At 68.3% G+C, this 2,082-nt stretch carries 4 protein-coding genes; 1 reads left to right on the top strand and 3 read right to left on the bottom strand.

Annotated features, from left to right (window positions below):
* Positions 1-12 precede the first annotated feature (12 nt).
* Entirely contained in the window at positions 13-261 is a 249-nt protein-coding gene (locus EV671_RS26475; protein WP_279388543.1) for a reverse transcriptase domain-containing protein, read from the top strand.
* Between the two features lie 127 nt (positions 262-388).
* Here the strand turns inward: EV671_RS26475 and EV671_RS26470 are convergent, their stop codons facing one another.
* From EV671_RS26470 to EV671_RS26460, 3 genes are read right to left on the bottom strand one after another with little or no spacing between them, the layout of a single operon-like run.
* Positions 389-604: a hypothetical protein gene (locus EV671_RS26470; RefSeq protein ID WP_132576886.1), complete on the bottom strand. Its 216-nt coding sequence runs from the start codon at positions 602-604 to the stop codon at positions 389-391.
* Positions 601-1,395 (bottom strand): ExeA family protein, encoded by a 795-nt coding sequence (locus EV671_RS26465; RefSeq protein ID WP_132576885.1) that lies wholly within the window; start codon positions 1,393-1,395, stop codon positions 601-603. Before EV671_RS26465 ends, EV671_RS26470 begins: the two co-directional genes overlap by 4 nt.
* Positions 1,396-1,398: 3 nt before the next feature.
* Positions 1,399-2,004, bottom strand: coding sequence for a hypothetical protein (locus tag EV671_RS26460; RefSeq protein ID WP_207911270.1), 606 nt, complete (start codon positions 2,002-2,004; stop codon positions 1,399-1,401).
* Positions 2,005-2,082: the final 78 nt, after the last annotated feature.

The raw sequence follows: 2,082 nt of genomic DNA, 5'->3' as shown, positions 1-2,082 counted from the left end.
GTCAAGCAGCACCTGGAGCCCCGACTGGAAGAGCACTTCCACGAGGACTCCTATGGGTATCGACCGGGGAAGTCAGCGCGGCAAGCGCTAGACCGCGCCCGGCGCCGGTGCTGGGACTATCCCTGGGTCGTGGACCTCGACATCAAGGGGTTCTTCGACACGATCGATCATGAACTGTTGATGCGAGCACTGCAGAAGCACACTGTTACGTCCCGCGTAGATTTCGATGCCCGATCCCACGCTTTTCGAGGGCGAGCCTAGCGTGGTGTCCCACGACGAATCGGGAAGGACTGGCGCCGTGAGGACGACGGGACGGCGATGGGGCAGGGGCGATGAACAACGCCGCCAGGGATGAGCTGGCGGCGTCGCGGGGTGGTGGTGTGGCGCTTCAGAACGGCGGATCGTCAGGCGGCGAGTCCAAGTCCGGCCCGATGAGGTTGTGCGGCAATTGGTCGTCGAAGTGACGGCGGATCTGCGCGCTGTAGCGCGACTCGATGAGCAGGAACAGGTGCTCAACGAAGAGATAGAGCTCGACGGCCGCCTCGTCGCTGAGCCGGGGCAGTGGCACGCCCGGCTGTGGCGGCGGTGTGTGGGGGCGCGTCATTGCAACTCCGCAATGGCTTGCTGCAGCAGCTCGTCAGGCAGGTGGTTGAGCCCCTTGGGCACGGCCAGCCGCATGGCCGTGCACAGGATGCGTCCGGCCTGGCGAGGCAGCCCCATGCTGGCCTGACGCAGGATCTCCAAGCCCGCATCGGAGACCAGCGTGTGCTGGCAGCCGGCGCTCTTGAGGCCATGGGAGATGAGCTGCGCGAAGCGCTCGCGCTCGACGATGGGGCGCAAGGCGACGCGAGCCTGGATGCGACTGGCCAGCGCCGCGTACGGCGCGCGCTCCAGCGTGCTGGCCAGGGTGGGATGCCCCACCAGCCAGACGCTGAGCAGGTCGCGCGAGTCGAAGGCGAAGTTCAGGAACGCGGGGAAGTCACGGAAGAACTCCGCCGGCAGGTTCTGCGCCTCGTCGACGACCCAGATGGGCGTGACCTGCTTGCCGTCGGCCAGCTCGTGCACGCGCTGCTTGATGTCGCGCCACAGCTGTGCGCGCCGGTAGCTGGGCTCGACCCCGAGTCCACGGGCCAGACCGCGGTAGATGTCCACACGGCCGAAGTCGGTCTCGGCCAGGTACAGCACCAGGTAGCGGTGGGGGTTGAGGCCGCGCGTGAGCTGGCGCAGCGCGGCGGTCTTGCCTACGCCGGGCTCGCCGGTGAGCAGCCCCACGCCCGGGGACTTGAGCAACCAGTCGAAGCGCTGGGCCAGCACGGCCAGCGCCCCGTCGTCCCACGGCTCGGTGAGCTCCTTGCCCAGCGGCGCGTGCGTGAGGCCGAAGTGTTGCAGGTACATAGCTCACTCCTGTGGCTTCTTCGGCGCCAGCGCGGGCAGCCCGTGGTGGTGCCGATGGGCGATCTCCACCAGGTTGGGCCCGGCTGCCCGGTCCCCAGGCCCAGAACGCAGCGCCGGATCGACGCCGACGGCGTCGGGCTTGTGCCGTGTGCGATGGGCATTGCCCAGCGCGTCCAGCGGCGTGGCCTCCCCGAGCGAGCGCCCCTCGTCGTCCTCCACCCCCACGACGCGCTGCGCGTGCGGGTCCACCACCAACTGCACGGTCTTGCCCGACAGCGCATAGGGCAGCTCGAAGCGCCGGCCCTGGTAGGACGCGGTGCCGTCCTTGCGCACGAAGCGCTGGACGCGATGGTGGAACAGCGCATCCAGCTGCGCGGCGCGCGGCCCGAGCTGGCGGATGTGCGCGAGGTCACGCTGGTAGCGCGCCAGCGGCGTCATGCCGGTCAGGCCCGCGTGCTCGCTGCGGTGATAGACCTGCTCAACCCAAGCCCACAGCCGCGCGTTCAGATCCTCCAGGCAGGTGATGTGGCGCTCGTCGAGCTCGTCGAGGAAGCCGGCTCTGCAGGTCCGGTGATACCGCTCCAACTTGCCCTTGGCAACAGCCGTCAACTGCACGAGATCTGGCAGATCCGTTGCAGTTCTTCGAGGTCACACACCCGTTCCATCCGATGTTCGGGAAAGTCTTCG

Origin of the sequence: Roseateles saccharophilus (assembly GCF_004342485.1) — a bacterium.
Classification (GTDB): Bacteria; Pseudomonadota; Gammaproteobacteria; order Burkholderiales; family Burkholderiaceae_C; genus Pelomonas; species Pelomonas saccharophila.
This window is presented reverse-complemented; position numbering and strand designations above follow the sequence as displayed.